This window comes from Litchfieldia stipae (assembly GCF_014837155.1).
Taxonomy (GTDB): Bacteria; Bacillota; Bacilli; order Bacillales; family Bacillaceae_L; genus Litchfieldia.
On sequence record NZ_JACYHA010000015.1, the window covers coordinates 81,708 to 105,865 of the forward strand.

23 protein-coding genes and 1 tRNA gene are annotated in these 24,158 nt (G+C 36.5%); 12 read left to right on the forward strand and 12 right to left on the reverse strand.

The genetic code is table 11. The features are described 5' to 3' along the window. Positions 1–19: 19 nt before the first annotated feature. The 3 genes from F7888_RS16450 to F7888_RS16460 are packed head-to-tail and all read right to left on the reverse strand — an operon-like array spanning position 20 to position 2,745. Positions 20–709, reverse strand: coding sequence for a PepSY domain-containing protein (locus F7888_RS16450; RefSeq protein WP_191781282.1), 690 nt, complete (start codon positions 707–709; stop codon positions 20–22). Further along, positions 706–2,067, reverse strand: coding sequence for a HAMP domain-containing sensor histidine kinase (locus F7888_RS16455; RefSeq protein WP_191781284.1), 1,362 nt, complete (start codon positions 2,065–2,067; stop codon positions 706–708). Before F7888_RS16455 ends, F7888_RS16450 begins: the two co-directional genes overlap by 4 nt. Before the next feature lie 3 nt (positions 2,068–2,070). Next, positions 2,071–2,745: a response regulator transcription factor gene (locus F7888_RS16460; RefSeq protein WP_191781286.1), complete on the reverse strand. Its 675-nt coding sequence runs from the start codon at positions 2,743–2,745 to the stop codon at positions 2,071–2,073. A 355-nt stretch (positions 2,746–3,100) separates the two neighbouring features. Here F7888_RS16460 and proC point away from each other — a divergent pair, with 355 nt between their 5' ends. From proC to F7888_RS16485, 5 genes are all read left to right on the forward strand, one after another. Further along, the gene (gene proC, locus F7888_RS16465) at positions 3,101–3,958 is read left to right on the forward strand and encodes a pyrroline-5-carboxylate reductase (RefSeq protein ID WP_191781288.1); all 858 of its coding nucleotides are present in this window, start codon (positions 3,101–3,103) and stop codon (positions 3,956–3,958) included. A 30-nt stretch (positions 3,959–3,988) separates the two neighbouring features. Then, on the forward strand, positions 3,989–5,122 hold the full coding sequence (gene proB / locus F7888_RS16470; RefSeq protein WP_191781290.1) for a glutamate 5-kinase: 1,134 nt from the start codon (positions 3,989–3,991) through the stop codon (positions 5,120–5,122). Positions 5,123–5,140: 18 nt separating this feature from the next. After that, on the forward strand, positions 5,141–6,400 hold the full coding sequence (locus F7888_RS16475) for a glutamate-5-semialdehyde dehydrogenase (RefSeq protein ID WP_191781293.1): 1,260 nt from the start codon (positions 5,141–5,143) through the stop codon (positions 6,398–6,400). Positions 6,401–6,478: 78 nt separating this feature from the next. After that, on the forward strand, positions 6,479–6,682 hold the full coding sequence (locus tag F7888_RS16480) for a hypothetical protein (protein ID WP_191781295.1): 204 nt from the start codon (positions 6,479–6,481) through the stop codon (positions 6,680–6,682). Positions 6,683–6,782: 100 nt separating this feature from the next. Then, entirely contained in the window at positions 6,783–8,138 is a 1,356-nt protein-coding gene (locus F7888_RS16485; protein WP_225228849.1) for a multi antimicrobial extrusion protein MatE, read from the forward strand. Between the two features lie 49 nt (positions 8,139–8,187). Here the strand turns inward: F7888_RS16485 and F7888_RS16490 are convergent, their stop codons facing one another. After that, positions 8,188–8,388, reverse strand: a complete 201-nt coding sequence (locus F7888_RS16490) for a methionine aminopeptidase (RefSeq protein WP_191781297.1) — start codon at positions 8,386–8,388, stop codon at positions 8,188–8,190. Positions 8,389–8,850: 462 nt separating this feature from the next. Here F7888_RS16490 and F7888_RS16495 point away from each other — a divergent pair, with 462 nt between their 5' ends. Then, complete coding sequence (locus F7888_RS16495) at positions 8,851–10,680, forward strand: assimilatory sulfite reductase (NADPH) flavoprotein subunit (protein WP_191781299.1); 1,830 nt, start codon at positions 8,851–8,853, stop codon at positions 10,678–10,680. A gap of 27 nt (positions 10,681–10,707) precedes the next feature. Continuing rightward, positions 10,708–12,429 (forward strand): assimilatory sulfite reductase (NADPH) hemoprotein subunit, encoded by a 1,722-nt coding sequence (cysI, locus tag F7888_RS16500; protein ID WP_191781301.1) that lies wholly within the window; start codon positions 10,708–10,710, stop codon positions 12,427–12,429. A gap of 56 nt (positions 12,430–12,485) precedes the next feature. Here cysI and F7888_RS16505 read toward each other — a convergent pair whose 3' ends face one another. From F7888_RS16505 to F7888_RS16520, 4 genes are all read right to left on the reverse strand, one after another. After that, entirely contained in the window at positions 12,486–13,301 is an 816-nt protein-coding gene (locus tag F7888_RS16505) for a patatin-like phospholipase family protein (RefSeq protein ID WP_191781303.1), read from the reverse strand. Beyond that, positions 13,298–13,912, reverse strand: a complete 615-nt coding sequence (locus tag F7888_RS16510) for a DedA family protein (protein ID WP_191781305.1) — start codon at positions 13,910–13,912, stop codon at positions 13,298–13,300. Before F7888_RS16510 ends, F7888_RS16505 begins: the two co-directional genes overlap by 4 nt. A 16-nt stretch (positions 13,913–13,928) precedes the next feature. Then, on the reverse strand, positions 13,929–15,080 hold the full coding sequence (locus F7888_RS16515) for an MGDG synthase family glycosyltransferase (protein WP_191781307.1): 1,152 nt from the start codon (positions 15,078–15,080) through the stop codon (positions 13,929–13,931). Positions 15,081–15,265: 185 nt separating this feature from the next. Continuing rightward, positions 15,266–15,337: transfer RNA gene (locus F7888_RS16520), tRNA-Ala, on the reverse strand. A 330-nt stretch (positions 15,338–15,667) separates the two neighbouring features. Here F7888_RS16520 and F7888_RS16525 point away from each other — a divergent pair. The 3 genes from F7888_RS16525 (at position 15,668) to F7888_RS16535 (ending at position 19,588) form a co-directional block, all read left to right on the forward strand. Further along, on the forward strand, positions 15,668–17,863 hold the full coding sequence (locus F7888_RS16525; RefSeq protein ID WP_191781309.1) for a beta-propeller domain-containing protein: 2,196 nt from the start codon (positions 15,668–15,670) through the stop codon (positions 17,861–17,863). 274 nt (positions 17,864–18,137) lie between these two features. After that, positions 18,138–19,037, forward strand: coding sequence for a DMT family transporter (locus F7888_RS16530; RefSeq protein WP_191781312.1), 900 nt, complete (start codon positions 18,138–18,140; stop codon positions 19,035–19,037). Between the two features lie 11 nt (positions 19,038–19,048). Beyond that, a complete protein-coding gene (locus tag F7888_RS16535; RefSeq protein ID WP_191781313.1) occupies positions 19,049–19,588 on the forward strand; it encodes a GNAT family N-acetyltransferase in 540 nt (179 codons plus the stop codon). A gap of 23 nt (positions 19,589–19,611) precedes the next feature. Here the strand turns inward: F7888_RS16535 and F7888_RS16540 are convergent, their stop codons facing one another. The 4 genes from F7888_RS16540 to F7888_RS16555 all read right to left on the reverse strand — a co-directional run bounded on the left by F7888_RS16540 (position 19,612) and on the right by F7888_RS16555 (position 22,675). Continuing rightward, entirely contained in the window at positions 19,612–20,574 is a 963-nt protein-coding gene (locus tag F7888_RS16540) for a processed acidic surface protein (protein WP_191781315.1), read from the reverse strand. Positions 20,575–20,645: 71 nt separating this feature from the next. Continuing rightward, positions 20,646–21,470, reverse strand: coding sequence for a protein-glutamine gamma-glutamyltransferase (locus tag F7888_RS16545; RefSeq protein WP_191781317.1), 825 nt, complete (start codon positions 21,468–21,470; stop codon positions 20,646–20,648). A gap of 61 nt (positions 21,471–21,531) precedes the next feature. Next, positions 21,532–22,152 carry a hypothetical protein gene (locus F7888_RS16550; RefSeq protein WP_191781318.1) on the reverse strand — a complete coding sequence of 207 codons (621 nt, stop codon included), beginning with the start codon at positions 22,150–22,152 and terminating at the stop codon, positions 21,532–21,534. Further along, entirely contained in the window at positions 22,133–22,675 is a 543-nt protein-coding gene (locus F7888_RS16555; protein ID WP_191781320.1) for an RNA polymerase sigma factor, read from the reverse strand. Before F7888_RS16555 ends, F7888_RS16550 begins: the two co-directional genes overlap by 20 nt. 184 nt (positions 22,676–22,859) lie before the next feature. Between F7888_RS16555 and F7888_RS16560 the strand changes: the two genes are divergently transcribed. Continuing rightward, positions 22,860–23,045: a hypothetical protein gene (locus F7888_RS16560; RefSeq protein WP_191781322.1), complete on the forward strand. Its 186-nt coding sequence runs from the start codon at positions 22,860–22,862 to the stop codon at positions 23,043–23,045. 83 nt (positions 23,046–23,128) lie between these two features. Then, positions 23,129–23,758 (forward strand): hypothetical protein, encoded by a 630-nt coding sequence (locus F7888_RS16565; RefSeq protein ID WP_191781324.1) that lies wholly within the window; start codon positions 23,129–23,131, stop codon positions 23,756–23,758. The last annotated feature ends 400 nt before the right edge of the window (positions 23,759–24,158 follow it).

Here is a 24,158-nt window from a genome sequence, read left to right on the forward strand (position 1 = left end):
AGAAAATAGAAAGGTTTTATTAATTTTCCCATGTAATTGATAAAATCTTTCCTGTATAGGCATCGATCGTGATGACAACGTCTTTGTCATTATATTCGATTTCCACCTCATAATAATAAGTTCCATTGTCTTCTTCTAGTTCAACATCGTCAACTTCACCATTCACCTCAGCTAAAGCTATTGCAATGGCTTCTTTTTCAGATATTTTTGTAGTTGGTAGAGAAGTGGAAGTCTCATGGATATCAAGAGTCTCACCAGTAGCGCGATCAATCTCAACCTGAAACGTTCCATCTGAACTAGTTATGGTCACAGAATAGATTGAGCGTGAATCTTTTGTTGTTTCTTGAACAGAATCAACATTCCCATTCACTTGTTCAATGGCTAGTCTTGTCGCCTCTTCTTCTGTAAGCAGTGAGGTGGATTCATTCTTTTCATTGGCTTCAATCAATTGTAATTCTATTACCTTTCCTTGAGAATCCAATGTTACTTCATAACTTCCCAACTCATTTGAAAATAGGAGTTTATAGTTCTCTTCAAGTGGAATAATTTCGTCTACTATCCCCTGATACCTTTCCTCCACCACTTGGATCATTTCTTGCTGTGTCAAGGCTGATTGTTGTGAAGAAGGGGTTATAAATTGAAAGTAAACAACTATTAGAATGAGGATACCCGCTACCACGATGCTTCCAATTATCAGCTTTTTCTTCATATTAGCTTCCTCTCTTGAAACTCAATTGTAAATGTCGTGCCTTGTCCTTCACGACTCTCCACTGAAATATTCGCGTCATGAGCATTTGCAATTCTCTGAGCGATAGACAGTCCTAGTCCGGTCCCACCAGATTCACGATTTCTCGCTTTATCCACGCGGTAAAAGCGATCAAAGACAGAGTCGATTTCACTCTCTGGGATACCCATACCTAAATCCTTGACTTTGATGAACAGTCTGTCTTGATCTTCAAGTAGAATAACTTCAATATCATCAGAGCTATATTTAATGGCATTATCTAACAATATAAATAATAATTGCTTCATCTTATGTTTATCTACAGGATAAATAATCGAATCTTTATTATTGATTAATGTAATATTTCTTTGAAAGACATCACTACATGTACGGATTACTTCAGAACATAGGGGGACCATGTCAATGTCTTCAATCTCAAGCTTCCATTTTGCATCTGACCCTGCCAGTTGCAGCATTTGATTGGTCATTTCTTTCATCCGAACAGCTTCGGAATATATGGCTTCAACGGATTCCTCAAGAACGTCTGGTTTTTTCATTCCCCAGCGCTTTAACATGCTTGCATAGCTTTCAATCACGGTAAGTGGTGTTCTAAGCTCATGAGAAGCATCTGACACAAATTGCTGTTGTTTTTCAAAGTTATTTTCTAGAATTTCCATCATTGAATTAAAGGTACTACCCATTTCATGTAATTCATCCTTAGAATGATGCTCGAGATCAATTTTCTTGAATATCCCTCTTTTTTGAATGTCCTTCATTGTTGTAGTTAAGGTCATAATTGGTTTCAAAATCAAGATGCTCAATGCTCTTCCTCCAAGAAAGGAAGGGATTAGAACAACAAGGGATGCAATAAAGAGAACAGTGCGTAATTGTCTTAGTGTAGTATCAGTTTCTTGAATACTTTCAGCTACTTCAAGAGTAACAATATTCGAATCATTCCCTATCATTGGATAATAGCTGACGACATAGCGGTCTTGTTTGATTTGTTTTACAACCGTCTGACTCATTGTTTGATAGGAAGGATTAATTTCATCAGTAATGGCCATGTTCTTCGTTGTTGTAATTTGTGGCACGCCGTCCTTGTCGATAATTCGAATCATCCCGTTTGCAGGAAGGTATGCATGAAGGAGATTTGTTGAGCTAGTTTCTGTCATATCAAGGGATTGTAACCCTTCTGCTATTTGTTCTGTTTGTCTCTGAACCCGGTCTTTTTCATTTGATATCATCATGTTCATAAAAACAAAGTAAATAGCTGTGTTAGTCAGAATGATCATAAGTAATAATAAGACGGTCGAAAACAGTTGAATTCTTGAGCTAAGTTTCATGGACTACTCCTTCATCATATAGCCTACACCTCTTACAGTATGGATCAGAGGGGGTGAAAAAGGCTGGTCTATCTTTTTTCTTAAATAACGAATGTAGACGTCAACGACATTGGTATCTCCTAGATAATCGAATCCCCATACATTGGTTAAAAGCTGATCACGATTTAATACTTGGTTTTTATTCTTCAGAAGAAAAAGAAGTAAATCATACTCTCTTGGAGTTAATTCGATATTGACTCCTGACCGTGTAACAAGCCTTGATTTCTCTTCGATGAGTAGATCAGCCATTTTTAATCCATCTTCCGTCGAATGATGCTTAATTCTTAAACTAGCACGGATTCTTGCTAATAATTCTTCAATTTCAAACGGCTTCGTCATATAATCATTTGCCCCAAGGTCTAATCCACTTACTTTATCTGGAGTAGAGTCTCTTGCTGAGAGCAAAATGATGGGGGTTAAATCACCGGTTCCACGGATTCTTCTAAGTAGTTCTAATCCACTAAGCTCTGGTAACATCACGTCTAATATGACTAAATCCCACTTGCTAGATTGAAAAAGTGATAAGCCAGAGGTTCCTGTATGTGCCATATCAACCTTATAACCCTCATGCTCTAATTCAAGCTTTAATACCCGAGCAATCTTTATTTCATCTTCAATAATTAATATTTGTTTATCCACAATTCCACCCCTTAGGCTAAATCCAATCATTGAAATTCGTTACATTCAATCAACTAAATCTAATATAGTTATTTAATCATGATTCCCTTTTTTATAAAAGACTACTTTCGTCCTAAGGTATCTAGGACCGCATGTTCACACAATCTCCATATTCTCGAGTGAGATGGAATTATTAGCCTTCAGAGCGTCTTAACAAAGATTAGAGATGAATGGTAACGCTTTCACTCACTAATTGATTGTTTTACTTATCACTTCCTCTGAACCTATTGAAAACAATTTTATACATGTTACGATAAAGTCGTTGCAAAAAAAGAGAACAAAAATACGAACAAAACAAACAAATGGGAGAGATGACATGCTATATAAAAAAACGATTGCATTCTTAGGTGCAGGATCAATGGCAGAAGCAATGATTTCAGGAATAGTTCATTCTGAAAAGGTCCCACCAAAGCAAGTAATTGTCACAAACAGAAATAACGTTCAGCGCTTAAAAGAAATGGAGAAGAAATACGGAGTTTCTGTTGCACAAAGAGAAACGGTAGGCTTAAAGGAAATTGATATCGTTATTTTAGCGATGAAGCCAAAGGATATTGATCAAGCCTTACTTTCTATTAAAAATGACATTCATCCAAATACATTAATTCTTTCCGTGTTAGCGGGAATTACAACCTCATATATCGAACAACATCTACATCCAGGTCAACAAGTCATACGAGTCATGCCAAACACGTCAAGTATGATTGGTGAATCAGCAACAGCTATATCCTCAGGAACAAACACATCATTTGAACAAGTCAAATTAGCAATAGAGCTTCTACAAACAATTGGCGAAGTATTTGTCATTAATGAGGAGAAGATGGATATCTTTACAGGAATAGCTGGTAGTGGTCCTGCATACTTTTATTACCTCATGGAGCATATGGAAAAAGTCGGGGCAGAGAATGGCCTTGACCCTGAAACATCTCGTCAGATTATTGCCCAAACCATAGTAGGAGCAGCAAAAATGATTCAAGAGCAAGATGAAACGCCTAAGGTTCTACGAGAGAATGTTACGTCCCCAAATGGCACAACAGCTGCTGGATTAAAGGCGTTAGATTTAAATGGTGGTGGCATTGCTATTTCTGAAGCGGTAAAAAGTGCATCCGCACGTTCAAAGGAAATTAGTGCGCAGCTTCAAGGGGAAGCCGCAGTGAAGAAGATTAAAGCAATATAAAACAACCAAATTAGACACAGGAGTGATATAATGACGGCCCAAGACGTCAACAACCTAAGGGTTGTAATAAAAATAGGAAGCAGCTCACTAACAAGTAGACATGGGGAGATTAGCAGAAAGAAGCTAGAAAAACTAGTTGATGAAGTAGTCCAACTAAAGGATGAAGGACATGAGGTTGTACTTGTTTCATCAGGAGCTGTAGCAGCAGGCTACCGGAAGCTAGGTTGTCTAGATCGACCAATCTCATTACCAGAAAAGCAAGCAGCTGCTTCTATTGGGCAAGGGCTTTTAATAGAGGCATATTCAGAATTATTTTTGTCTCACGGCTATGTGGCCTCTCAAATCTTGATTACAAGAGGAGATTTCTCGGATGAAAATCGTTATAACAATGTCCGTAATACAATTAATGTATTGTTAGAGCGTGGAATCATTCCGATTGTAAATGAAAATGATACTGTGACAATTGATCGGTTAAAGTTTGGTGACAATGATACACTTTCAGCAAAGGTTGCAGGTTTATTAGAATCTGATCAATTGATTATCCTTTCAGATATAGATGGGTTATATGATTCAGACCCTAGACAAAATAGTGAAGCCACATTATTAGATAAAGTCTATGAAATTACACCAGAAATTGAAGCGGCAGCAGGTGGATCAGGTAGTGAAGTTGGTACTGGCGGGATGAAATCAAAAATTGATGCGGTCAAAATCGCAATGGCTCTAGGAATTAATACCTTTTTAGGGAAAGCAAGTCATCCTAACATTTTAATAGATGCTGTCCACCAGGAAGCAAAGGGAACCTATTTCGAAGCAACAGATGATACCGTTTGTTTGAATCAGAAAAAGCAATGGATCGCCTTCAATTCGGGTCCTAAAGGGAAGATCACGTTGACTAGTAAGGCTCGTACCTTACTTATCGACAAAAAACAAAGTGTATCCATTCAGGAAGTGTTAGATCTAGAGGGATATTTCAAGGAAGGGTCTGTCATAAGATTGTGTGAACAAAACGGTGATGAAATAGGGCTTGGAATTGTCAATTATTCGTCAGATCAGCTTCAGGAATATATAGATAAAACGGAAAATGGGCAGACACATATTAAACCAGTTTTTGAGATTGAAAATGTTGTTTGCCATTTGGATGTTTCAATACCAGTAGGATTATAGAAAACAGGGAGTGTTTGGATGGCTATTTTAGAAAAATCAAGTGTTGAAATTCAAGCAATAGCAGCTAAAAAAGCAGCAAAACAACTAAGTCTATTAACTACAGAAGAAAAGAATGAAGCGTTACTTGTTTTAGCTACCAGTTTAGAAGAGGAATATAAAACCATTTTACAAGCCAATCAAAAGGATCTAGAAGCTGGTAAGGAACAAGGCTTTGATGCAGCATATATCGATCGCTTAAGTTTATCAAAGGAAAGAATCTTTGATTTTGCAGATGGATTACGTCAAGTTGCAAAGCTTGCCGATCCAACCAATGAGGTATTATCAAGCTGGACATTAGAAAATGGATTAAAGGTAGAAAAAGTAACAGTCCCACTTGGTGTTATTGGAATGATTTATGAAGCAAGACCAAATGTTACGGCAGATGCAACGGGTCTGGCTCTTAAATCAGGAAATGCCATTGTTCTAAAAGGAGGATCTTCAGCAATCCATTCAAACCAGGCGATTGTCGATGTGATGCATCAAGCACTGGAAAAAACGAAGATTCCAAAAGAAGCTGTCCAATTTATTGCAAGTACAGACCGTACAGCAACACAGGAGTTATTCACGATGAAGCAGCATATTGATGTTTTAATTCCACGAGGTGGTGCTTCACTAATTAACGCAGTGGTAAATAACGCAACCGTCCCAGTACTTGAAACAGGTGTTGGAAACTGTCACTTGTATATAGATGAGAAGGCTAATGTTGAAAAAGCATTGAAGATTCTTATCAACGCAAAAACAGATCGTCCAGCCGTATGTAATGCAGCGGAAACAGCGATTATTCACAAAGTATGGTTTGAGAATAACTTAGATACGTTTATGGCTACATGTCACGAATATAACATAACAATACATGGCGATGAAACGGTTGCTTCACGTATCCCAGGAGCTAAGATAGCAACCGAATCAGATTGGGAGAATGAATACTTAAGCTTAGATATCGCTGTTAAAGTAGTAGATTCAATTGATGAAGCGATTGAACATATTGAGACCTATGGAACGAAGCATTCTGAAGCGATTATTACGGAGGATGAGTCAGCTGCTTCTAAATTTATGAAGCTAGTGGATGCATCTGCACTTTATCACAATGCATCTACTCGTTTTACTGATGGTGGAGCATTAGGTTTTGGAGCAGAAATCGGAATCTCCACTCAAAAATTACACGCTCGAGGACCAATGGGATTACCCGCCTTAACAACGATTAAGTACTTAATGACAGGTGACGGGCAAATAAGGTAATGGTTTTATGATTAGTTGTGTATTATAATGGTGACAATCAGTAATGAACCATTTAAGGATGAAAAGGAGTCCGACCATATGTCAAACGAGAACCAAAACCAAGAACAAGTAGAAGCACCAGAACGTAAGAAGGTAAGCTTGCAGGAGTTAATGAAGCAGCAGCTTGCGAATAAAAAACAAGCTCAAGCAAAAGGACAAAAGTTTGGGCAAAGTCCTAACCAAAAGGCAAAAAGCCAAGCAACAAAAAAGCCAAGTAACACAAGACGAAAAATGGGTGTCTAAGCCCACATAAGAAAGGAGCTGCCCCAAAAGTGTGCCTACACTTACATTGGAGCAGCTCCTTTTATTGGATTAAATAACGTGAAAAAGGTGCGGGGAACCTATGAAATCAGATAGTAAGGAACAGCTGGAAATAAAAACGATTTTAATATTTTTTATCCCACTTGGAATTTCTGCAAGCCTTGTTACACTGTCACATATTATCATCAACAGTACACTTGCCCGAGCAGAGAATTCTGAAACGATTATCGCAAGCTATGCGATAGCGATGAGTTTATTTGCCATTACCGAGCGTTTAGCGGTGATTTTAAGGCAAACCTGTTCGACGTTAGTAAGAGACAGGAACTCATTTAAATTAATGACGAATTTCTCCTTTTATTTGATTGGTGGAATCATGTTGATTTCTTTAGCTGTTGCCTATACAAGTATTGGAGATTTTATCTTCCTTACTCTTTTTGGTGTGAAAGAATCCATGGTAGCTGGAATCAAGGAAATTTATCAGGTATTAATTTTTGTTACTGTTTTTTCTGGGTTACGTTGTCTGTGTCATGGGATTATTATTTTCAATCGTCAGACGAAATGGCTTACAATCGGAATGATGATTCGTTTAGCTGCAATGTATGCTTTATCGTTGATTTTTATCCACACTGGTCATATAACAGCTGTAACTGGAGCATACATTTTCTTAACAGGAATGATGATTGAATTTATCATTAGCATGTTTGAAGCGAGGAAGTTAGTCAAAGGTATGCCAGAAAAAAGTGAGTTGAAAATAAAATCTAAATCCCAAATATTCCGCTTTTATCATCCTTTAATGTTATCATCAGTCGTGACTGTCATAATTGGACCATCGATTAATGTATTCTTAGGTAAGACAAGTGATATAGAGTTAGCCATTGCAAGTTATGCAATCGCTTTAAGTGTCACTCAATTATTTTTAAGCTTTTTCTCCTATATTCACCAAATAGTCATTAACTTTTATGATGACAATGAGGTGTTAATTAAACAATTTTCATTACTTATCGGCTTTATTCCATTTTTACTGATTGCATTATTTTGTTTTACTGAGATTGGTCCTTTATTTCTACAATATGTGATGGGGATTAATGGTAGATTACTAGAGGCGAGCTTACAGGTGTTGAAGATATTCATGATCATGGCATTGGTCTTTCCATTTGTCGATTTCTTTAATGGGATTTTAATGCTTCATCGACAAACGAAAGTGACCATTGTATCACAGTCAACCAACCTCGTTATTACTCTAATCGTTTTAGGTTTGGGTGTTAAATTTGCTGCAGGGTGGAACGGTGCAATTGGTGCATTTGCACAATCTATTGGCTTATTAGCTGAATTAATTGTAGTAAGTTTTATTGTTAATTCAATCGAAAAGACAAATGGAAGAAAGAGCATTTTTATGTTAAAGCGTGTGCGGAAAGAGCGTGTAGATGCTAAGGGGTAGAGGAAAGCTAGAAAGAAAGGGATCAAGACGAATAGGTCTGATCCCTTCCTTATTGACGATTCTTCCAATCTGAATATAAGCCACTTCCTTCACAACCAGGGCAAAGAGGTGGCCCGTTATAAATGGCACGAAAGGTTGGGACGATTCGACTTCCATTACATTCTGGACACTTTCCAATTGATTTCATCTGAGTTAGGTGTTGATGATGTCTTTCGTTCTTCCACTCAGATATGGCGTTAAATATACTCAAGGGACTCCCACCTAGACATTATTTACTAATAAGTATGAGGTTTGGATAATCGTTTTATACCTAATTTATAGAAACAATTATTATAAGATCAAATTCAAACCGAACATGGTTATGATGTCAATTAGTAGATAAAGGCTGTAATGATAGTCAGTCTTACCATGTCCGGTTCTAGATTATGATTGACAAGTTTGGGGTGAAAGATAACAAATACTTTCCGAGTTAATTCGACTAAGTGTTGAAGAGAATTGTGAAAACTGTCGAATCGATTCCCTTATCTTTGCTAATCCTATAAAGTGTTAAAATCATGATGAAACATAAAACCCACTTGACTTATAGGAATAATGAATATACGATTAAGTAAATTGGCCATTCATTCGTAAATGATTGGCAAAAATGGTTGAGACAAGTCATAATGAAAAAAGAAGTATGATAGTTTTATAATCCTTTGTGAGGTGGATATTGTTGCAACTTCAGGTAATGAACAGTCCGTTTAATCAGGAGCAGGCAGACCTCCTTAATCGATTACTGCCGACGTTAACAGAATCACAAAAAATATGGTTGAGTGGATACATAGCAGCTTCCCAAACTGTATCAGCTGTTGCTGAGATCACGCAGGGTAATCAAGTATCTGAATTACCGGCAGCGACTACAGCTCAGACAATCTCTAAAGAAGTAACGATCCTATTTGGATCACAAACAGGCAATGCTCAAAGTCTTGCCAATAAGGCAGGAAAAACACTTGAAGAGAGTGGATTTAAAGTAACCGTTTCTTCGATGAATGATTTTAAGCCCAATAATTTGAAGAAGGTTAAGAATTTATTGATTTTAGTGAGTACCCATGGAGAGGGAGATCCACCAGATAATGCCCTGTCATTTCATGAGTTCCTTCATGGAAGAAGAGCACCAAAGCTTGAGGATCTTCGTTTTTCAGTTTTATCTCTTGGTGACAGCTCATATGAATTTTTCTGCCAAACAGGGAAAGAATTTGATGAGAAATTAGAAGAGCTAGGTGGTACTAGACTTTATCCGCGTGTAGATTGTGATCTTGACTTTGATGAGCCAGCTGCTGAATGGATTGGAGGAGTTCTATCTAATCTCAGTGACGCACAAGAAGTGTCTTTAACTACATCAGTAAATGCAGATACTCAACAGGTTGGAGAATCTACTTATTCTAGAACGAATCCTTTTAGAGCTGAGGTTCTTGAAAATCTGAACTTGAATGGTCGTGGATCAAATAAAGAAACAAGACATATCGAGTTATCTCTTGAAGGTTCGGGTCTTACCTATGAACCAGGAGACAGTCTTGGGATTTACCCTGAGAATGATCCAGAGTTAGTTGATTTGTTACTATCGGAATTGAAATGGAATCCAGAAGAAAAAGTGAAGGTAAACAAACAAGGTGATGTACGTTCGCTTAAGGAAGCACTTACCACTCAATTTGAAATTACGGTATTAACGAAACCATTTTTACAGAAAGCAGCAGAGCTTTCTTCAAATGAGAAGTTAAAGGAGCTTGTTTCTTCAGGGAATGAAGAACAATTGAAATCTTATCTAGATGGCCGTGATTTACTTGATTTAGTTCGTGATTTCGGTCCATGGAATGTGTCAGCAGAAGAGTTCGTAGCAATTCTTCGTAAAATGCCTGCACGTCTATATTCAATTGCAAGTAGTATTCAAGCAAATCCTGAAGAAGTTCATTTAACAATAGGTGCCGTTCGATACGGTGCACATGGTCGTGAAAGAAAAGGTGTATGCTCCATTCTATGTGCAGAACGCTTACAGCCTGGTGATACATTACCAGTATTTATTCAACATAATCAAAACTTTAAGCTACCTGAGGACCCAAGTACTCCGATAATTATGGTTGGACCTGGGACTGGAATAGCACCATTCCGTTCCTTTATGCAAGAGCGTGAGGAAATTGGAGCAGATGGCAAAGCATGGTTATTCTTCGGGGATCAGCATTTTGTTACTGATTTCCTTTACCAAACGGAATGGCAAAAGTGGGTTAAGGATGGCGTGTTAACGAAAATGGATGTGGCGTTTTCACGTGATACGGAATCAAAAGTATATGTACAACATCGTATGCTTGAGCATAGTAAAGAGTTGTTTGATTGGATTCAAGCTGGAGCTGCTTTCTATGTTTGTGGTGATGAGAAGCATATGGCACACGATGTCCATCAAACACTTATCGAAATCTTTGAAAAAGAAGGTAGAATGACTCGCGAAGAAGCAGAAGCCTACCTTGCCGATATGCAACAGCAAAAACGTTATCAGCGTGATGTATATTGATTTTGATTTAGAAAGGAGTCTTGCAACATGGTGAACCCAACTTTAAAAGCGCCAGGTGGCGCACCAAGTGATGTGGAAGGCATCAAGGAAAGAAGTAATTATCTTCGTGGTACATTAGCAGAATCAATGTTAGAGCCACTAAGTGCTGGAATATCTGACGATGATAATCGTTTAATGAAATTCCATGGCAGTTATCTACAGGATGACCGTGATCTCCGTAATGAGCGTCAAAAGCAAAAGCTTGAGCCTGCATATCAATTCATGCTTCGTGTTCGTACACCAGGTGGTGTTTCGACACCAGAACAATGGCTTGTTATGGATGATCTTGCAGACAAATACGGGAACGGTACATTGAAGCTAACAACACGCCAAGCCTTTCAAATGCACGGTATTTTGAAATGGAATATGAAACAAACGATTCAAGAAATACATGCGTCCATGTTAGATACCATTGCAGCATGTGGAGACGTAAATCGTAATGTAATGTGTAACCCAAATCCAGATCAATCTGAGCTCCATTCAGAGGTGTTTGAATGGTCTAAGAAGCTAAGTGATGATTTATTACCTAGAACAAGAGCTTATCATGAGCTTTGGTTGGATGAGGAAATGGTGGCGGGCACGCCTCAAGTGGAAGAAGAAATTGAACCAATGTATGGTCCATTATATTTACCACGTAAGTTTAAAATTGGAGTTGCCGTCCCACCATCAAATGACATTGATGTATTCTCTCAAGACCTAGGTTATATCGCGATTGTAGAAGAGGGTAAGTTGGTTGGTTTCAATGTTGCTATTGGTGGCGGAATGGGGATGTCACATGGTGACAAAGCAACATATCCTCAGTTAGCTAAAGTGATTGGTTTTTGTAAGCCAGAGCAAATGTATGATGTAGCTGAAAAAATCATTACGATTCAACGTGACTATGGTAACCGATCTGTTCGAAAAAACGCTCGCTTCAAATATACAGTTGACCGTTTAGGTCTAGATAACGTTAAGGCAGAATTGGAAAATCGTCTTGGTTGGAGCTTAGAAGAAGCAAAACCATACCATTTTGATCATAATGGTGATCGTTATGGATGGGTGAAGGGTGTAAAAGGAAAGTGGCATTTTACCCTGTTTGTTGAAGGTGGACGTATTGCAGATTTTGATGATTATCAGTTGAAGACTGGATTACGTGAAATTGCGAAAATTCATACTGGTGATTTCCGCTTAACAGCGAATCAAAATCTAGTGATAGCAAACGTATCAAGTCAGAAAAAGAAAAAGGTTGAGGCACTAATTGAGCAATATGGCTTAACAGATGGTAAGCATTACTCTGCATTACGTCGTAGCGCATTAGCATGTGTATCACTTCCTACTTGTGGATTGGCAATGGCAGAAGCTGAAAGATACTTACCGAAGCTTATTGATAAAATTGAATTAATTGTTGATGAAAATGGTCTAACCAATAAAGAAATAACCATTCGTATGACAGGATGTCCAAATGGATGCGCACGTCATGCGTTAGGTGAAATTGGCTTTATTGGAAAAGCACCAGGTAAGTACAATATGTATTTAGGTGCTGCACATGACGGTAGCAGACTTAGCAAAATGTACCGAGAAAATATCGGTGAAGAAGAGATCTTAAGTGTATTGGGTGACATTCTTCCTCGCTATGCAAAAGAACGCGAGCAAGACGAGCATTTTGGTGACTTTGTCATTCGTGCAGGAATCATTAACGCAACAACAGACGGTACAAATTTTCATGATTGATTAACGAAAAGAGGATGACCCAAAGAAAGTGCCATGCACTTAGGGACATCCTCTTTTTATAATATATTTGTGTTTTTTCGTTGCCAATGTTCTAAATGAATCACATTGCTATTCTGGTGTTTGGAGTGGTGCTCTAATAATGCTTTTCGTGCCTCAAGCTGACCTAATTTAATGACTTTGGATAAATATTTTGTTTCAAATCTGCCGATATCAAGTAAATCAATATCGATTAAAAGATCTGCATACTTTTCCAAGCATCTTTCTGTATTCTTCTGACTAGCAATGTCGATATACCGATTTAAATAAGAAATAATATTAGCGGGATGAGAACAATTTGTGCCTCGAACTCTAACTGAAGTTACATTGTCTGCCCCCATTGCTCTAACTATATCGGCGGGATTGTTATTTAAAATATAACCGTCCACTAATAGTTTATCTTCAATTTCAACGGGTGAAAAGACACCAGGAATTGCAATGCTCGCTCGTATCGCTAATGCCACCTCCCCAGAATCAATAACGACCATTTCTCCTGATATTAGGTCCACACAAATGACGGCAAATGGTAGGTCCAAATCTGAAAAATGCTTCCCTTCAGTCAATTTGAGTAATGTTTGATAGATTCGATCACCCTTTATCCAGCCTTTTCTATTGAATCCAATATCTATATGCCGTCGGATGGATAAATCATCAAGAACGGTTTTCATCATATCTGGATTCATTCCACATGCAAAAAGCCCGCCAATAACAGATCCAGCACTTGTTCCTGCAATGTGAGTAATCTGTATGTCGTTGTCTAGTAATTCTTTTAATACACCTATATGGGCAACACCTCTAAGAGAGCCACCTCCAAGTGAAATTCCTGTACGTTTCAATGATGAGCCTCCTTTCTTGCACGGACTTCATTTTGTCCCTTTTGTTTCCTCGTTTTTCTATAGTAAAATAGGACAATACAAATTAGTAGGATTAGTATAGCCCCATATATATAAATGCTGTAGGAGTGTAAGAAATCCATAACGGCATTGTAATTCCCATTGAAATAATCTCCAAGAAGAATCATGGTAAAAGACCAAGGGTAGATTCCTAAGAATGTTAATAGTAGATAGTTCAATAGATTAACCTTGCTCATGCCAGCTACATATGAAATATAATTGCCAATGCCAAAAGGACGAGATAAAGCAATACTCCATATTCCATACTTTTTGAAATATAATTTCCCTTTTACTAACCCTTTTTGTAGTCTATTTGGAAATAATTTCTCTAGCTTGCGCCCAAAAAAATAAGGGATAAGACTTGCAATGGTATAACTAATACTCATTCCAATAGCGATAACAGCTGTACCTAAATAACCAGGAGAGAAGAGATAACCGAAAGAAAGTACAATAACAATACCTGGAAACGGTAAAGATGATCCTTCTAAAAACATCACGAGAAATAACCCTGGAAATCCAAGTGTATTAAGCCATTGCAAAAATTGTTCAATCATTCATGATTCCTCCAATCTACCTGACAACTTGAGAAGTATCTGAACCTATATCTTCTTTATGAAAAGTGATCAAATCGTTAATGAGATTGGAGATTTCAACTGGATTGCCTGTTTTTATTTCAGTTAAGTACTTCTGTATTGAATATTGGTATTGTCCAGTCATAGCTGGATCGCTTAAGACAGTAGAAAGCTGGTATTCTAGTGAATGTGTATCTTTTAATTCATGTACTAGGTTTGCCTCTTTTAATAGCTTTAGATTAATTTCCTCTTGTCCAGGGAGTGCAGAGTGAATGAAAATCGGGATCCTTTTCTTTAACGCCTCACTAATTGTCACCCCACCTGGTTTCGTGATGATTGCATCAACATTACTATATAGTTCATTCATTCTTTCACGTGATGAAATATAAGGTAAGGGATGGATATTGTCACATTTAAGCTTTACTAGATGTTGGAAAAGCTTTTTATTCTTGCCACATAAAACATAAAATTCACAATTATTCTCGTTTGGTTGATTCTGTAGCATATCAATCATATTTCCAAGTCCAACACTTCCACCTGAAACTAAAACATGAAATTTCGAGTTCGTCTTTGTATGATTTACATGTTGTTCAAACAATTCATGTGTGGGTATTCCAGTGACAAACACCTTTTTTTCGAGCACATTATTGGTAGTTACTAAATGTTGTTTGGCAGCAAGTGTTGGTACAAAGTGATAATCGATTCCTTCTTTCCCCCATACATCATTTATGAAAAAGTCTGTGTAGACGTTGATAACCGGTATTGGACATTGTTTTTTTATTTTTAACCTGCTTAGAAAGTATGAAGGGAAGCCATGTGTGCAAATAATCAGGTCAGGCTGTTCCTCGGAAATGATTTTCTTCATTTTGTTCATGAATAATAATTCATAATATTTATAAGAGCGCCCAGACTTGGACGAGTACGCCATTTGTTTATATACCCAAGCGTATGTTTCAGGGAGATGGTGAATCCATTCAAGGTACGTTTTGGTGACTATACTTTCGATCACTGGATTCCACTCACTAAGTAAATCAACCTTCTTACATAAGATGTCGGGGTTTCTTTTCTGTATGATTGCTGTTAATGTATCAGCTACTTGATGATGACCAGAGGGCATTCTTAATAAGGGGAAAAATAATATTTTCTTCATCAACACTCATCCTTTTCGATATTCGTTATTGGTATATTCATCATATATAATCCCTTATCATTGTTACACCAACTACAGGCCAATTAACGACTAAGACTTAAGACTTAATTTTCCATAAAAAAACACTCCTTCAACTTCAAAGTAATAAAGAAGTTGAAAGAGTGTTTTGTGTGTTTACATTAGGATGGAACTGATGGGATTCGAACCCACGACCCCTTGTCTGCCAGACAAGTATTCTCCCACTGAACTACAGTCCCAAAAAGAAAAGCTGAATTAATTTCATTTTAATTAGCATAAATGAGATAGTCAATAACAAAAAAATATAGGTAGATAGTTATAACTTTTTTTTAGTGTAATTGTATGAAATGTTGCTTATAAAGCCGCAGCCTGAATACACTCCGCGTCCTGTGTGAGCCTACTAATCCCACGGGAGTCCCCCGTGTATTCAGTCTGCTAGAACCTTCACTTTCAAATAATTTATGTCTAATATCAACAAACTATGGGAAAACAGCCTTTTTAAAATTTATTTAAGAAATGCTGTAACAAATCAACCTTCCTTGCGTCTATAGAGAAAAGGAGGGTAAGTAATGAAGAAGAAAATACTTATCACGGGCGGTTTGATTCTGTTATTAGTGAGCATTTTAATTATTTTACTTGGTTTGAGTCCGAAAATTATTAATGAATGGGCAGATGAGAAATTACTTGTTTTGCCAAATAAGGAATGGACGGTTCATTTTTCAAAAGCAATTGATCCTAAGACGGTTACGGAGGAATCTGTATTTATCATAAATGATAAAGGGGAAAAACAAGAGGTTGATTTATCTGTAAGTGATGATAGAAAAACAGTGATGATTGCCCCACCCCAAGAAGGATTTAAGCTCGATGCCGAGTTCTATACATTGTATATCAAAAAAACAATCAAAGCAGATAATGGAAGAGCTATTAAATCAGGTAAACAGTTAACCTTTGTTGTTCAAGAAACCCTACCAGTAGTCGGAACAAAACAAAAACTGGACGAAATATTTAAAGTAGCGATAGATCGAGCAAAAGAAGGTAGAGGATCTTCATTTCTAAGAATGGAGAGTTCAGACGATAAAATGGCAGAATCGTCAGCGGGTTCAGCTGGAAGTAATAATGCTGCTGATATGAGTTATTCAGAAACGAATATCCAAGTGGATGGTGTAGATGAAGCTGATTCCGTAAAAACAGACGGAGAATATATCTATCAAGTACAGGATGGGAAGGTTCTAATTACGAAGGCACTCCCAGCAAGTGATATGAAGCTTGCAGGAACTATTCTTTATAAGGAGTCTTTTTCACCTTCACAGCTATTTCTCTTTGAGGACCAATTAGTTGTTATTGGTTATGGATACGAAGAGAGAGCTGATGTAAAGAAGCAAAGTACTGGAAATGGAGAGATTGGCATACTGCCATCTTTTCATTCTACTCGAGCGCTTGTGTACGATATAAGTAATAAAAAAGAGCCTAAGCAAATTCGCGAGGTTGAAATTGAGGGGAATTATATTACTTCAAGGAGAATTGGAGAATACATTTATCTTGTTTCAAATCATTACCCTGATATTTGGACACTTGAAGAGGAAGGGAATATGGAGCTTAGGCCGCGATATTCAGATACAGCTAGTAGTGAAGAAGAGAAGCTCATAGACTATAAGGACATTCAATATTTTCCGAATTCCAATGAAACGAACTATACCATGATTGCAGCATTTAACTTGAATGAACCAGAAAAAGAAACGACCTTCACAACGTATTTAGGCAGTGGAGATCAGATATATATGTCTAAGGATAACCTATACTTAGCCGTTTCGGACTATAGTACGTTCGTTAGTTTGAGGATGGATCAAGGCTATTCACCTGACACGAATATTTACAAATTTTCTATTGATAAGGAGAAGGTTGAGTTCCGAAGCTCCACTGAAGTATCAGGTACGATTTTGAACCAGTTCTCAATGGATGAGCACGATGGGAATTTTCGTGTTGTTACAACAAAAGGAGATACATGGAACGAGGAAAGACCATCATCAAACAATCTTTATATCTATGATGAGAATTTAAAACAAATCGGGCAGCTTGAAAATTTAGCTCGTGGTGAACGGATTTATTCTGCGCGATTTATGGGGGAGCGAATTTATATTGTCACCTTTAAGCAAGTGGATCCATTGTTTGTAATCGATGCAAGTAATCCGACGAAACCAAGTGTGTTAGGGGAATTGAAGATACCTGGATTTAGCTCGTATTTACACCCGTATGATGAAAATCATCTGATTGGATTTGGACATGATACAAAAGTTGTACCAAGTAAACAGTCTGGAGAAGAGCCATTAGTCTTCACACAAGGAGTCAAAATATCTCTATTTGATGTCAGTGATGTATCAAACCCTAAGGAAAAATTCAATGAAATTATTGGCGGTAGGGGCACATATTCTCCGATTGAATTTGATCATAAATCTCTGTTATTTCACAAGACAAAGGGGATGTTTGCATTTCCAGTGTCCGTTTATTATGACGTAGAAGGGAATACTTATGAACAACGATTTGAGTTCCAAGGGGCTTATGTGTACAATCTAGACCTTAACAAAGGCTTCAACCTTCAGTCAAAAATTACACATATGGAAGGCGAGCATTTTTATGAGGAATGGGAAAGTACGATTTTTAGAACGGTCTATATAGGAGATCATCTATATGCCCTTTCACCATCAAAAATCACTGCCCACCAAATGGACTCCTTTAAATTAAGCGGGGAACTACTATTTAATAAATAGGTTGTTTTCTCAAAGTATGTTGTTTTTTGAGGTTAATTAATTGAGAATAGATTTCTAGCAGACTGAATACACTAAAAGACTCCCGTGGGACTAGTTGGCTCTCACAGGACGCGGAGTGGATTCAGGCTGCGGTATCAAAAAAGCAACAATATATACGAAAATAGCCAAAAAAAAGGGTGACGACTTAGTCACTCTTTTTTCTGTTATATTTATAAAATTCAGATATAATTAGAACAGTGTAAATATCTCATAATTTAGAGGAGTACTAAGTAAAATGAAAATAAATCCCTTTGTATTAGTTGGTATTGGTGTCATTGCTGTATCAACGTCAGCTGTTTTAGTTAAACTGGCAAGTGCACCTGCACCAGTGATAGCGTTTTATCGTTTGTTAATTTCTACGTTTATCCTGCTTCCGATTTTCTTAATCAAATATAAACATGAACTACAATTCATTTCTAAAAGAGATTGGTTATACTCGTTAATCGCAGGAGTATTCCTCGCCTTTCACTTTATATTATGGTTTGAATCATTGAATTACACATCAGTTACTAGTTCAACAGTTCTAGTTACCTTACAGCCTTTATTTGCATTTATAGGTACGTATCTCTTTTTCAAAGAGAAAATAAGGTTTAGTTCAGTGGCTAGTGGCATATTAGGGATTTGTGGGAGTGTTATTATTGCGTGGGGAGATTTCCAAATTAGTGGAATGGCTCTATATGGTGATGTCTTAGCATTAATTGCTTGCATCATGGTTACAGCATATCTTCTTTTTGGACAACATGTTAGGAAGAGGCTGTCATTGATCACCTATACTTTTATTGTATATGGGATTAGTTCAATCACGTTGTTTCTTTATGTCATTGCTTTACAGTATCCTTTAGCTCCATATCCATTAAATGATTGGATGGTTTTTCTGCTTCTGGCAATTGTGCCAACACTGTTAGGCCACAGCATGTTTAACTGGTCTCTACAATGGTTGAGTACTTCTACGATTTCGATAGCTATTTTGTTTGAGCCAGTAGGGGCTGCCATCTTGGCGTATTTTATCTTAGGTGAACATGTTCTTTGGACTCAAGTCATTGGTGGACTTGTTATTATTGTAGGTATTTCATTGTATTTATTAAATGAGCGAAGAGTATATAAAGAAACGAGTGTACAAACAAATAAGAACTAATAGGAGGGACTATGCAAAAGATTCGACATGCAGTGTTATCCGATAGTGAAGGAATTGCTAGAGTGCAAGTGGAGAGTTGGCTGACAACATATAAAGGGATTGTCCCAGATGCATACCTCAACAGTCTACAGGTTCAAGATAAACAAAAAGTGTGGACAAGGATTTTGGAGCAAGGGTTTGAAACGTCATGTGCATATGTTGCTGTAAATGAGTCGAATGAAATCATTGGATTTGCAAATGGTGGCAAAGAAAGAAGTGGCAAATATGAGTATGATGCAGAGTTATATGCCATCTATCTTTTAAAAGAGTACCAGGGAATGGGAATCGGAAAAAAACTCGTTAACCGACTATGTAATAATCTCTATGAAAAAGGATATCAATCAATGCTAGTTTGGTTTTTAAAGGATAATCCATCACGTAAATTCTATGAGTCCATGAATCCAGAATTGGTTGGGACAGCAACGATATTTATTTCAGGTGTGGAATTAGAGGAACAATCATATGGATGGAGAGATATGAAGGCTTTGATTGAAAAAAGAGCAGATGAGTAACCACTCTGCTCTTGTTCAATTATCTAGCTCTTTGCTGGACGATTTCTAACTAAAATGAACCAGCCTAATAGAGATAAGGCTAGACCGATTAATATGTTGTTCCAAAATGGAGAAGCTGTGTTTGGTAATTCAGCAGCCATCATCGATACATTAAGTTCATTTGCTAAGCTTGCCATATTAATAAATTGCTCTCCTCGGAGAATAAGGAAATCTGCTGATAATTTATCCTTAGTTAATTGGAGGTCCATAACAACCTGATCATCCTCATTATTCAACTGAACGATGATTACTTGATCTTCAGTAATATCTGTTGAAAGAAGTTGATCTAAATTTACCGGTTGTTGTTCTCCATTATTCATAACATAGTAACTTGGATTTAACTGAAGAATACTTAACATGTTCTCAAACTGTGTTCGTAAATCAGCTTTCTGAGCATCTGACAATTGAGTGTTCGAGTCATAAGAGTAGTATTGCTCAAGATTAATACTAATAGGACTAAGCTCTCTCTCTAAGGAACCATTATTATTTAAGGTAATTATATGGTCAAATAGTTGATTGGCTTCATCTCTTGTCATCCCGATATCAGAAAGTAATCTTTCAGCTTCATGGATGATTTCTGCATGCTTTAAATAAAATCCAACGTCCACCTCTAAATCCTCAATAAATAAGTAATTATCAAGATTTTCTCCAAATCCAGATAGGAGAGTATGGAGCTCTTCCTCTGATAGATCATGTACAGTTAATAGCTGATTTAGATTCTCTGATGTAATTGGAGTCCCTAAAAACGAATCTAAATCGGCAACAGAATCAAATTCATCGATACTTGAATGGTTAGATGTTAGGTAGTTTTCCACTTCTTCATTTGTTAATCCAATATCGTTAATATATTGACTAACTTCTTTATCAGTTATCTCGGCAAAAGCAAAATTCGTTGTGCTTATATTGAAAAGAGTAAGGACAAAACAAATGACTACAAATCGTTTCATGAAACTTCCTCCAAACAAATATGATCTTAACTTGTAGTATTTTCAAGCAATTACCAAATAATGCATCCGTTTTAAAAGATATAGAAATTACTACCGATAAAAGCTTGAGAAACAGGTGTAATCAAATTTATTTGAGCAGATCTTGTTTGAGGAAGAGAATAATTTGATAGAGTTCGATAATCAGGCCTTGTGTGCTGACTAAGAATATAAGCCGATTCTGTTGCATTTGTTTTTCTATGGTTATTAAGATGTTCTATGATTTCAGTAGCGTTTTTAATGCCAATTCCATGCCCGTAATATAAGTCCTCATTGATAACAATCGCATTCTCGCCTCTCCAATAAGGAGTCTCTGGGTCAAAGTCTGGATTTTTAAAGTAAATGCAATCACCCGGTATAAATTCATTCCCTCTTGTAGTCATCAAACCAATGTCCTTATCATAATGCCAATCATAGAGAACTAAATCTGCAAATAAATGATCAAAGGATTCTTTACCAACTGATTCAACAGCAGCCTTGTAAAAAACAATAACCATGGCTGTAGCACATTCAAATGCATATTTGTCTCCTTGACTGTATATATCCAACACTGCTTCAGCTGGAGAAGTATCATCTTTTAATACAAATGCCCCGGTTTCAATTAAATCCCAATACTCTTCATTGCAGAATGAGGTTTCAAACGTAGCGAATCTAGCACCACTACGATTAAGTTCTTCTGCAGCCACAATTGTCTCTATACGCATTTTTAATTCAAATAAAAGTTGTTCGAACGAATCGTATTCATAAATATCTTGGTGGCTTGCCATGGTTTGAAGAATATCAATTTCTTCTTTATTCATTAAAGCAAGATTTTCGTTATCGTCATCAAATTGTACAGTTGTACCATTAATCCTAATCATACCTATCCCCCGATTTCTTTTTGTTATCATATTCGAGAACAGGGGTAGTTGCTTATCTAAATTAATGGATTACCAAAGATTCAGCTATACGATGAAGTTGCTCTGTAATCATTTCTTCTTGTTCATAAGAACCATATAGATGGAGGTAGACATTAAATTCATCTTTTTCAGTGTCAGTGGGTTTTATGAAGTAATGAAAAGTCGCAGTGATATGATCACGTTTAATATGGATTAATTTAAGTTCTGTCGGATACATAAGGCCTTCAATAGTCGTCTCCTTGAAAATGCCTCCTTCAGCTAATATCTCTGATTTCTCTTCTTTATTTATTTTTCTAATGCCACCAACGATTGTATTTCCTTCTTTAAAAAGGTAAGAACCATCATCTTGTTTCTCAGCTTCCATACCTGCTGGCAAACTAAAGTCATAATTCTGTTGAAGAATAGAACTATTATGATTTACATCAGATATTATAGCTGTTATACCATAATAACCAAGTCCAATTACAACGCAAAGGATCATCACACTGCTAACGTATGTCATGATATTTCTTTGAATTACTTTATTACGAGGTTCGTCTGATGCCTCAGTAACTAATGTCCTAATCATAGACTTCTTCTTTGTCGCTTCTATTGTAAAGGTAGGGAACTTTTCCTTCTCAGGATCATAATGACGTTTTCTCAATGTTATTACCTCCTTTGTCATTTGTTCTATTCAACCTTTTCTTTAATGCCGTTAATGCCCGGTGATAGGTTAAACTGACCTTAGCATTTGACCACCCGAGTATAGTGGCGGATTGATCTACGCTGTATTCAAGAACAAGGCGTAATATGAGCACCTCTTTGTAAGAATTCTTTAATGAACTGATCTCACGATAGATTTCAGAAAGTGTTTCATTTGTAAGGAGTATAGCCTCTGGCATTTCTCCTGTTTGGATCACTGCTTCTTTATTAAATAGCATGTTAATAGAGATAAGATTTAAGAGCTTCCTCTTGCGTAACCGATCAATCACTAAATTCCTAGCGATTGATATAAGCCATGTTTTTGGATGGGCTTTAGCTTCGAATTGATGAATGGAATGAATGGCTTTTAAAAAAACTTCTTGCACAAGGTCTTCAACATCCTTAGAGCCAGTGTAGTAAACAAGGTATGAATAGATATCATCACTGTAGGAATAAAACCATTTTTCAATTAGTTGAGGATCCATCGCTTCAAACCTCCTTTATAAATTTAATGTTTATATATTAGACGATAATTAGATGTTTATCTTTCAGTCATATTTAAATAAAACTGCCCTAGAATTTAATAGTAAAAGAGTCTAGTAATAATGGGAATACTAGTATGTGTTCTATCATATATATCTATCAAACAATCTATTTGGAGGTAACAAGATGGAATTTATTCATGCTTTTGCAATGTTCTTATCATTTATCATGTGTCTTTTCCTTATTTCAAATGCTTATATGGAGGGGATTCGAATATCTAATTGTGAAGGGAAAGTACAGGCCGGCTCATTTATCTTTTCTGTAACAATGGGTCTTGTTTTTGCATTCCTTACGTTCTCACTCTATTACTAAAATTGCTAGACTACCTTTTGATATAACAATCTAGTCACTACCCTTGTATATATCTTTCATCAATTTAAGGATTCACGCATAGAATGGTTGTACAAAAAAGAGGTGGTCAGATGAGTTTGATAAATTTGTTTAAATCGAAAAATAATGAAATGAATCAGCAATTATCTATAAAGTATGGTGGAATCATTAGGCAGCTTAATTTAGAAGAATTTTGGGAAACCCTTTCTGAGAAGGAAAAGAACATCGTAAGACAAGTTTGTAAAAGATCATACGGCTTCTCGAGCTTTAATCTGCATCAGGTAGATTCCTTTGACAGTGATTTAACTACAAGAAGAGATCCGAGTTCTTTCTTACTTGGAATTGGCATCTGGACATTTGAAATGGGAAAGTATAATTTAACCGAGAAAATTTTGCTTAAAGCAATTGAGATTGCAAAAGATATTTCAACTGTACATGCTTCTTATATATGGTTAATTAAAATTCATGATAAGCTGAGAAAAAGCAATAAGAACTCCATTGATAAATGTATCTTCTATTGTAATAATGATATTGCGATAGTCCCGTTATTAATTGAAGAAAAAGACAGAACCAATAAAAATAACATAAATCTGTTTCCATTTAATGTTTTAGTTTCAATTTATAAAGAATTAGGTAAAAACGATGAGTGTGAAAATATCCAAAAACTTCATCAATATTATAAATCAATAATCTAGAGGTTGCTCCTGTGATAGGGCAATCTTTTTTTGATGATCATTTCTTAGAAGAACTTATATTGATATAGCTAATCGAATTGGATATCATATTTTATAGATGAAAAATAATATTAAATAAAATTTATAAAAACACTTGAAAAGAAAAAATAAGCATGGTATATTAATCAACGTCGCTGCAAAACAAGCAGTTTTGATAAGTGAGTGTCACAAAAAAAGATTGAAATTAAACATTGACACTGTAATTGATAAATGTTATATTAATAAAGTCGCTTTTGAGCGATTTGAACAAAAGTTCTTTGAAAACTGAACACAATAAACAAGCGTCAACGTTTTATCAAGTAACAAACTATTGAGCAATCAATACTCTTTTTGGAGAGTTTGATCCTGGCTCAGGATGAAC

What these genes read in the sequence shown, in the direction of transcription:
- F7888_RS16450 (WP_191781282.1), bottom strand. Translation starts at nt 709, where the DNA reads ATGAAGAAAAAGCTGATAATTGGAAGCATCGTGGTAGCGGGTATCCTC.
- F7888_RS16455 (WP_191781284.1), bottom strand. Translation starts at nt 2,067, where the DNA reads ATGAAACTTAGCTCAAGAATTCAACTGTTTTCGACCGTCTTATTATTA.
- proC (WP_191781288.1), top strand. Translation starts at nt 3,101, where the DNA reads ATGCTATATAAAAAAACGATTGCATTCTTAGGTGCAGGATCAATGGCA.
- proB (WP_191781290.1), top strand. Translation starts at nt 3,989, where the DNA reads ATGACGGCCCAAGACGTCAACAACCTAAGGGTTGTAATAAAAATAGGA.
- F7888_RS16475 (WP_191781293.1), top strand. Translation starts at nt 5,141, where the DNA reads ATGGCTATTTTAGAAAAATCAAGTGTTGAAATTCAAGCAATAGCAGCT.
- F7888_RS16480 (WP_191781295.1), top strand. Translation starts at nt 6,479, where the DNA reads ATGTCAAACGAGAACCAAAACCAAGAACAAGTAGAAGCACCAGAACGT.
- F7888_RS16485 (WP_225228849.1), top strand. Translation starts at nt 6,783, where the DNA reads ATGAAATCAGATAGTAAGGAACAGCTGGAAATAAAAACGATTTTAATA.
- cysI (WP_191781301.1), top strand. Translation starts at nt 10,708, where the DNA reads ATGGTGAACCCAACTTTAAAAGCGCCAGGTGGCGCACCAAGTGATGTG.
- F7888_RS16510 (WP_191781305.1), bottom strand. Translation starts at nt 13,912, where the DNA reads ATGATTGAACAATTTTTGCAATGGCTTAATACACTTGGATTTCCAGGG.
- F7888_RS16515 (WP_191781307.1), bottom strand. Translation starts at nt 15,080, where the DNA reads ATGAAGAAAATATTATTTTTCCCCTTATTAAGAATGCCCTCTGGTCAT.
- F7888_RS16525 (WP_191781309.1), top strand. Translation starts at nt 15,668, where the DNA reads ATGAAGAAGAAAATACTTATCACGGGCGGTTTGATTCTGTTATTAGTG.
- F7888_RS16530 (WP_191781312.1), top strand. Translation starts at nt 18,138, where the DNA reads ATGAAAATAAATCCCTTTGTATTAGTTGGTATTGGTGTCATTGCTGTA.
- F7888_RS16535 (WP_191781313.1), top strand. Translation starts at nt 19,049, where the DNA reads ATGCAAAAGATTCGACATGCAGTGTTATCCGATAGTGAAGGAATTGCT.
- F7888_RS16540 (WP_191781315.1), bottom strand. Translation starts at nt 20,574, where the DNA reads ATGAAACGATTTGTAGTCATTTGTTTTGTCCTTACTCTTTTCAATATA.
- F7888_RS16545 (WP_191781317.1), bottom strand. Translation starts at nt 21,470, where the DNA reads ATGATTAGGATTAATGGTACAACTGTACAATTTGATGACGATAACGAA.
- F7888_RS16555 (WP_191781320.1), bottom strand. Translation starts at nt 22,675, where the DNA reads ATGGATCCTCAACTAATTGAAAAATGGTTTTATTCCTACAGTGATGAT.
- F7888_RS16560 (WP_191781322.1), top strand. Translation starts at nt 22,860, where the DNA reads ATGGAATTTATTCATGCTTTTGCAATGTTCTTATCATTTATCATGTGT.
- F7888_RS16565 (WP_191781324.1), top strand. Translation starts at nt 23,129, where the DNA reads ATGGTTGTACAAAAAAGAGGTGGTCAGATGAGTTTGATAAATTTGTTT.